Origin of the sequence: Flavobacterium amniphilum, assembly GCF_023634845.1 — a bacterium.
GTDB lineage: Bacteria > Bacteroidota > Bacteroidia > Flavobacteriales > Flavobacteriaceae > Flavobacterium > Flavobacterium amniphilum.
Genome location: NZ_JAMLJL010000002.1, coordinates 399,244 through 406,753 on the forward strand (window position 1 = coordinate 399,244; position 7,510 = coordinate 406,753).

Sequence of the window (7,510 nt, forward strand, 5' to 3'; positions counted from 1 at the left end):
TCCTTATGACATGGATATGAAACTTTATCTTTTAATAAAGTTTCATATCTTTTGTTTCAACACAAAATCAAATACTTAATTATGAATTCTATTAAATACATAATCTTACTATCCATAATAAACTTTAGTTTGTATTCTCAAAAGACAGCTGAAGAGGAAAATACACTAAAAGACTGGTACAAAAAAGACTTCGAACAAGATAAAATTTTAGGTATCTCTCTAAATAAATTCCATGATTTAAAAAAAGGAAAAACAACTAAAGCCAAAAAGATCATAGTTGCGGTATTGGACACACAAATTGAGTTGAATCATGAAGATTTAAAACCTGTAATTTGGGTCAATAAAAAAGAAATTCCCAATAACGGAATTGATGATGATAAAAACGGCTATGTAGATGACATAAATGGCTGGGATTTTCTTGGAACCAAAAAAGGAGGCTATATGGTTTACGAGAATTATGAATACGTTCGTATTATTAGAGAACAAGGCAATAAATTTCAAAATGTAAAAAGAGAAGATGTTCAAAGTGCTGAACTTGAAAACTATGATGAGTATCAAAGAGCCTTCAAACTCTATGAAACTAAAGATAAATTTTATAAAAACTGGAGAAAATCTTTAGTATTTAAACTTGGTGTCTATGGAAAAGTGAAAGACACTTTAAAATATTTTTTTCCTAAAGAAAATTATACTTATAAACAATTGGACAGCCTTTACAAAAAGTATAAAACAAATGATAAAACCTTTAGACAAAGAAGAGATAACAATGACCAAGACTTAGGTGCTTTAATTGACTATATGAGAACAAGTTTTGAGGTTGGACACACAACTTTAGAACATATTCAAGGACAAAAAGCACAATTGGATTCCGTTATAGAAAGAAATTTAAACATTGATTTTAAAGAAAGAGGAGAAATAGGTGACAATCCTAATCAATTAGAAATCGGATATGGTAACAATAAGATTGGTGCCAATATTCCCGGCATTCAGTTAATCAATGAACATTCCACCAGAGTTGCAGGAATAATTGGAGCATGTGGAAAAAATAAAATCGGGATAAGTGGATTTTCAAATGATATAATTATAATGCCCTTGCATGTTTCTTCATCAGGCGATGAACATGATAAGGATATTGCTACCGCAATCCGCTATGCGGTGGATAACGGTGCTAAAGTAATCAATATGTCTTTTGGTAAAAATTTTTCGCTTCACAAAGACTGGATTAAAGAAGCCTTTAAGTATGCTGAAAGCCATAATGTTCTTTTGGTACATGCAGTGGGTAATGACGGAATTAATATTGATGAATCCCCTTTCTATCCGAATGATTATAATTATGATAACCAAGAGGAAGTAAGCGGTAATTTTATTAATACAGGCTCTATCAATAGTAAATACGGGGAAAAAATGGTGTCTCCCTTTTCTAATTATGGAAAAAAGAATGTTGATTTATTTGCACCAGGGGAAGATATTTATACGACTATAGAGGAAAGCAAATATGACTTTGATTCTGGAACTTCGTTAGCGGCGCCAATGGTTTCCGGTACAGCGGCTTTGATTTGGTCTTATTATCCAAACTTAACCGTTCAACAAGTGAAACAAATCATATTGGAATCAGGAACAAAGATCGATTTTGAGGTAAATGTACCAACACTAAACAAAAAAGTTTCGTTTTCAGAATTGTCAAAAACGGGAAGGGTTTTAAATGTGTTTAATGCTATGGAACTTGCTGAAAAATTGAGTAAAGGAAAAACTAATTAGTGTTTACAAATGAAAAAAGAAAACAATAAATCAAAAAAAATCTGGATTATCCTGATTGCAGTATGTGCTGCTATTTTTCTACTGATTTCCTTTTTTGTTCTTACAACCACTTTATCAATGCCACAATCAATGGATCTTGGTGTAGTTGAGGATGGTGAAACTCAAAAAGAAAAATTCAGTTTAAATCCAAAAGATGCTGAGAAGGCAATTACCATATTAGTTGGAGGTAACAATAAAGTCATAAGTTATGTTGGCCTATTGTCTTCTCCTTTGGAAAAGCCTAAAGAATTTGAATACGGTGTAAATGGTATCCGCAAGGAGTTATTACGATTAAAATCAACACTTTCAAATGAAGGAAAAGACGATAGAATTGTACTTATCAAAATGAGTAAAAAGGCAAGTTATAAAAATATGGTGGATATTTTGGATGAAATGGCTATTGCTAATGTCCCTACTTACAAATTAGTTGATATTACTCCGGAAGAAGTGCAATTACTGGCAAAAAAATAATGCAGTATTATATTTAAGAGTCTGAGAAGCTTGAAAATCTAATATTCTTAACTATGAAAGAAAGTAAAGAGCTAAGTAGCATTTACACAATGAAGAAAGAAAACAAATATTAAATTTATACCAATATTATTATTTGGTATCCTGTTAGTAAGGGATACCGAAAGATTTGCTCAATATCTTGCCAAAACAAATATTATCAGATATAAGGATGTTTTGGGAATTTTAGGAATGGTAATTGGGGTTGGGATTGACCTGTTTTACTATTTACAATAAAAAAAGCGTGCTTAAAGCACGCTTTTTTTATTTTTACCTATTATATAGTCACATTAATCCTATTCAGTACTATTGTAACCCTCCCCAAAAAATAATTGGAATTTATCCTCATTTTTTTCTTAATCATACCCAAGATTTTGAAGGCTAAAACTACTGATAATTTAGTTCATAAAAATACTATCAGTAAAATAAAGGTGATTAGTTAGTTCTTATAATCGTGAGCATAGCTGTCTGATGAATTACTGATTTATTAAGAAATATCGCATATATTTGCTTGTATTTAAGAGTTAGTGGCAAGCAAAAAACACAACAACAATGACAGAATTACAAGAAAAAATAGAATCATTTCAAAACTTATTAATTGACATTGCCACAAGTGGAAATCGTTCAGAAGAAGAGGGGAACTTTAAACAATCGAGAACAGAGTTGATTGGCAATAATGAAATTAAAGACCTTCTTCCGGACTTTGTGAAAACAAATAGAACAGTAGCACAATTTTGGCAATATATAAAAGGACAATTTTCAACTTATAAAGAAAGGCGAACTTTCATATGGACCGAATTTGCAAAGACTTTAGACCATATTGAAGCAAAACAAAATGGAATCATAAACAACGTTGAAACGAGCAATCAAACAGAAACACTGAAAGATAAACTCATTAAAATTTTAGGAGAACAAAAAGAAATTGGAGACGGGTTTTTACTTAAAATTGATAGTATTTCAAATATGAAAGAACTCGATGATTTTTTAATTGAGTATGATAATTGGAATATGATAAATACTGACATTTTAGACAAAGCATATGTTCAAAAACAGTTATTTCAAATATATTCGGGAGCTTCAAATTATTTAGGAAATGTTTACGTTGAGAAGAACTCTTTTCAGGACAAACGAAATAGAGTTCTTTATTGTTTACCAAGACAACTTGGACACTTAAAAACAGCAATAGATCAGACACAGAATTTACAAAACACGGATTTATTGCCCATTGACAACCAACCAACCACCACTTTTCAACAACAAAGCAAAACGCAAAATAAAATTATGAGCAAATTATTTATTAGCCACTCTTCAGAAGACAAGGAGAAAATCAAACCACTTATTGATTTAATTGAAAATATTGGTGTCTCTCACAATCAATTTTTTTTCTCTTCTCACCCAGCATATGGTGTTGACCTTGGACAAAACATATTTGAAAGACTAAAAACAGAATTGGAAGACAATGTGTTTGCGCTTTTTGTTTTAAGTGATAATTTTTACAAAAGCCCTGTTTGCCTTTGCGAAATGGGTGCAGTTTGGATAAAGTCCAACAAACAAATACCTATTTTAATTCCACCTTTTGATTTTAAAAACGTTCAGGGGGTATTCCCAAATTCACTTGGTTTTAAAATGAATGACAAAGACCAATTAAATTCATTTAAAGGCGTGTTAGAAACTCATTTCAACTTAACACCAATTCACATTTCAAGATGGGAAGAAAAACGAGACGAATATCTTACGAAAATTAATGGACTACTTAAATGAAAAATTGCCTACCACTAGCAGCATAAATTAAACAGCACTAAAATAAGACATCTAAAAAAGACGATATGAGAACGAAATTCATCACACTGATTTTTGTATTATTTTCTATTGCTTCATTTGCTCAAATTCAGACAAAACAAAGTAGTACAATTCAACAAAAACAGATTTCAGAAAACACTGTTTACCAATTATTTCCCACAAAAAATTATTGGACTTTTATCAAATTGGATACACGAAATGGTAAAATGTGGCAAGTACATTTTACAGTTAAAGAAGACGGAGGGAGTGGAGAATTAATCTTGAATTCGCTACCACTTGTAAATAAGGAAAATGAAATAAATGGTAGATTTACTCTCTATCCTACAGAAAATATGTACAATTTTTTATTGCTTGACCAAATTGATGGAAAAGTACATCAAGTACAATGGTCAATGGAAGACAAAAATAGAGGGGTTTTTTCAATAAAGTAAACTAGATATGGGAGAAAATCGCTTAAATATATCAGAAAAAATTGATGCAATATCAAAAGAAATTTTGAATAAATATTGGTTGAATGAAAACGGAGAATTTATCCATAAAGTAAATAATTTATCTAAAGAATATAGCTTAACAAGCTTTAAAATTACTGAATTAGTAAAAAATCATTCCACATTTTTTAAATCTAAAATTTGTGAAAGATGTCGAATAGAATATTTTGAAAAAATTGAAACAAGAGGGAAACTAAAAGGCGATTTTCGGGAAATTTTATGTGAAAATTGTAAACAAATACAAAAAGAACAGAGCATAAAAATAATAAATGATGAAAAACAAAATCAAATAAGTAATAGATTAAACATATTCAATAAATCATTTAATGAAAAAAACTGGGAGAAATTGAATAGAAATGAATTTGAAATTTATGAAAAAATCATTGCTAATAAAACTTTAAAAAACATAAAACAAAATATTTTTAAAAACGATTTTTACTGTCAATCAACTTGGTCAGTTTTCAATAAACTAGAAAGATTAAATTTAATAATAATTGAAAGGCATCATAATAAAACCGTTTTAAATATTTGCTTTGATGAAAGAGTTGAAAATGTAATCGCTAAAAACTATAAAATGGAAGCCAAAGATTCTTTAAGTTTTTCACTAGCTAAAAAACTTAATAAAACTAAACAAAATCAACCCGATTATTCAGGAACATTTATATTAAAAAACGATATTGTTTTAAAAGCAGGAGTCAAATACTTGTATGGAGGTTGGTCACAAACCGATGATTCAATAAATTTAAAATTTACCCCATTAGAAAGTATTCCTGAGAATCCAATTCAAAGTGAAATTGAGAGTGAGCCAAAATCAGCAAAAGACATTATTAATGAATTTTTTAATGTATTAGAAAATAATGAAACAAATCAAAATCCATTTGGTTTATTAAATTATGATTTGGAAGATTCTGATGTTCCATTTTAAAAAAATATACTATCACTATTTCCATGCTAAAAACGAACGTTTTCAATGATTGAAACCCAAATCACAATATTGGTAAATCGAAAAACTGACATTGATATTATAAAGGAAAGTATTATTGATTCAGAAATTCAATTCCCTGTTTATATGATTGAATATGAAAGCTACTATCAGATACGATTTGAAAGCGATTATGAAGAATGGGAATTAGATGATAAAATACTCAATTGTTTTCCAGAATACGAGTTTACCGATGACCTTGAAAAAGGCAGAAAAGAAATAAGATTAATAATATCAAGATACCAGTGTGAATTATCAACAGATGGCTGGGGAAGACGTATTCAAAATCCATTAGATGAAACAAAATATTTAATTAAAAAATCAATCAAAAAAACAGTTGAAAAAACAGAACGGTTTAATCCGGAGATAAAAATTTTGTTTAATAAGGATATAAAAAAATATTTCATCAATATAGTTGATGGAATAGATAATTCAACCGGAGAAAAAGGTTTCTTACTTTTAGATGATTTCAAAACTCAAAACGAAAGTAATAAAGCAGATATATTTAAAGACCATCTTTATAAATCACCATCTGAGGCATTTCAATATGGTTATTATAAAATGCAAAAAGCGGTAAACCAAGATTTTGCAGAACATATTGCACTTCAAAAGAAAAAAATAAGGGAACTCCATAAAATCCCCAGAAAAATTGTAAGGGATTTTATTAACTCATGTAATAAATCTAAAACAGAAGAAATACTTAAAAATCTCGACCAAAATGTAATCTTTGAAAAAAGAATTAATTGGCAAGTAAGCGAAAAATTTGAGGGGATTGAAAATTTCAAAAACTATATCGTTTCTCAAAATCAAGATCTATGTGCAAAAAACTTTAAGATTAGGTCATCTTGGGATATACGATTACCAATTATTGAAATTGGGGTAAAGTATTATCCAACTTCAGCTGACAATGATAATAGCCATGTTCTGCAATATAGACGGATATCATTTGAACTTAGTAATAATAAAATTATCAGTATAAAGGAGAGTCTATAAAGTATAAAAAATAATGGGGTTTTAAAACCCCATTATTTTTTTGTTTAATTTTAAATGTTACACAGTCTTATGAAAAAAGAAGATTTATTATCGGAAGAGTTTTTAAAACAGTTCAAAACCGGCGAAGACCTAAATGGTTTTCTTGCCCAACTACAAAAGCGTGGATTAGAGGCTATTCTTAATGGCGAATTGGATTCTCATTTAGGGTATGACAAGCATGAGAAATCTCCCTCTTCGAACTCTCGTAATGGTTTTTCCAAAAAGAAAATAAAAACCTCTTTTGGAGAATCAGAAATTCAGATTCCAAGAGACAGAGAAGCTTCTTTCAATCCCATGATAATCCCCAAAAGGCAAAGTATGGCTGATGGATTGGAAAATGTCATCATATCGCTTTATGCCAAAGGGATGAGTGTTAGCGATATTGAAGAACAGATAAGAGAAGTCTATAATTTTGATGTATCTACCTCTACTATATCCAGGATTACAGAATCAGTATCCAATGACATTGTTGCTTGGCAAAACCGTCCACTGGAACCTGTTTACTTAATCGTTTGGATGGATGGTATCGTGTTTAAAGTCCGTGAAAGCTCTAAGGTCATCAATAAGACCATTTATCTGGCTGTAGGCCTAAACAGAGACGGTAAAAAGGAAGTTCTTGGGATGTGGCTGGGCAAGAATGAAAGTGCCAGCTTCTGGTTGGGCGTATTGACGGATTTAAAAGCCAGAGGTGTGGAAGATATTCTCATTACTGCTACCGACAACTTAAATGGTTTTACCCAAACCATTAAAAACGTCTTCCCCGAATCGCAGACACAAATCTGTGTGGTACATCAAATCCGTAACTCAGCCCGTTATGTAGTTTGGAAAGATAAAAAGGAATTCTCTAAAGACATGAAGCAGATTTATGATGCGCCAACCAAACAAGCTGCAAAAGGAGCTTTGGAAG

The 7,510-nt window shown here is 30.4% G+C and carries 7 protein-coding genes; all 7 read left to right on the plus strand.

Features of this window, described 5'->3' with window-relative positions:
* Nucleotides 1–81: 81 nt before the first annotated feature.
* On the plus strand, nt 82–1,755 hold the full coding sequence (locus NAT51_RS03695) for a S8 family peptidase (RefSeq protein WP_250595394.1): 1,674 nt from the start codon (nt 82–84) through the stop codon (nt 1,753–1,755).
* Between the two features lie 9 nt (nt 1,756–1,764).
* Nucleotides 1,765–2,265: an ExbD/TolR family protein gene (locus NAT51_RS03700; protein ID WP_250595396.1), complete on the plus strand. Its 501-nt coding sequence runs from the start codon at nt 1,765–1,767 to the stop codon at nt 2,263–2,265.
* Between the two features lie 588 nt (nt 2,266–2,853).
* The gene (locus NAT51_RS03705) at nt 2,854–4,062 is read left to right on the plus strand and encodes a toll/interleukin-1 receptor domain-containing protein (protein WP_250595398.1); all 1,209 of its coding nucleotides are present in this window, start codon (nt 2,854–2,856) and stop codon (nt 4,060–4,062) included.
* A 65-nt stretch (nt 4,063–4,127) separates the two neighbouring features.
* Nucleotides 4,128–4,532: a hypothetical protein gene (locus NAT51_RS03710; protein ID WP_250595400.1), complete on the plus strand. Its 405-nt coding sequence runs from the start codon at nt 4,128–4,130 to the stop codon at nt 4,530–4,532.
* A 7-nt stretch (nt 4,533–4,539) separates the two neighbouring features.
* Nucleotides 4,540–5,514 (plus strand): hypothetical protein, encoded by a 975-nt coding sequence (locus NAT51_RS03715; protein WP_250595402.1) that lies wholly within the window; start codon nt 4,540–4,542, stop codon nt 5,512–5,514.
* Nucleotides 5,515–5,559: 45 nt separating this feature from the next.
* Entirely contained in the window at nt 5,560–6,564 is a 1,005-nt protein-coding gene (locus NAT51_RS03720) for a hypothetical protein (protein ID WP_250595404.1), read from the plus strand.
* 69 nt (nt 6,565–6,633) lie between these two features.
* Nucleotides 6,634–7,510, plus strand: an 877-nt coding sequence (locus NAT51_RS03725; RefSeq protein ID WP_250595405.1) for an IS256 family transposase, incomplete at its 3' end; no start/stop codon positions are given.

Coding starts and splice junctions, on each gene's coding strand:
- NAT51_RS03715 (WP_250595402.1), top strand. CDS start 4,540: ATGGGAGAAAATCGCTTAAATATATCAGAAAAAATTGATGCAATATCA.
- NAT51_RS03710 (WP_250595400.1), top strand. CDS start 4,128: ATGAGAACGAAATTCATCACACTGATTTTTGTATTATTTTCTATTGCT.
- NAT51_RS03695 (WP_250595394.1), top strand. CDS start 82: ATGAATTCTATTAAATACATAATCTTACTATCCATAATAAACTTTAGT.
- NAT51_RS03705 (WP_250595398.1), top strand. CDS start 2,854: ATGACAGAATTACAAGAAAAAATAGAATCATTTCAAAACTTATTAATT.
- NAT51_RS03700 (WP_250595396.1), top strand. CDS start 1,765: ATGAAAAAAGAAAACAATAAATCAAAAAAAATCTGGATTATCCTGATT.
- NAT51_RS03720 (WP_250595404.1), top strand. CDS start 5,560: ATGATTGAAACCCAAATCACAATATTGGTAAATCGAAAAACTGACATT.